The sequence below is a fragment of the Methylobacterium sp. J-090 genome (assembly GCF_022829345.1).
Taxonomy (GTDB): Bacteria; Pseudomonadota; Alphaproteobacteria; order Rhizobiales; family Beijerinckiaceae; genus Methylobacterium.
Genome location: NZ_JAKSXV010000078.1, coordinates 1 through 419 on the forward strand (window position 1 = coordinate 1; position 419 = coordinate 419).

At 75.2% G+C, this 419-nt stretch carries 1 protein-coding gene; it reads right to left on the minus strand.

The features are described from left to right. Positions 1 to 419, minus strand: a 419-nt coding sequence (locus MKK49_RS12445; RefSeq protein WP_244028811.1) for an ATP-binding cassette domain-containing protein, incomplete at both ends; no start/stop codon positions are given.

Here is a 419-nt window from a genome sequence, read left to right on the forward strand (position 1 = left end):
AGGGCGGCCCCGTCGAGGCGGACCTTGCCGCGGAAAGCCGGCCAGACGCCCACCAGGGCGCGGACCAGGCTCGACTTGCCGGAGGCCGAGGGGCCGATGATGCCGAGTCCCTGGCCGGCCCGAAGCGCGAAGCCGACATCCCGCACCACGGGCACCGGGGTCCCGGGCGGGGCGACGCTGATGCTCTCGACCTGCAGGGACCGGGTCGGGGCGGGCAGCGCGTGGCGCGGCTTGCCGGGCGGCAGGGCGGCGAAAAGCTCCGACAGGCGGGCCCAGGACTGGCGGGACTGGACGAAGCCCTTCCAGTTGACGATGGCGAGCTCGGCCGGGGCGAGGGCGCGGGCGACGAGGATCGAGCTCGCGATGATGATGCCGGCCGAGGCCTGGCCGTTGATGACGAGCCAGGCGCCGAGCGCCAG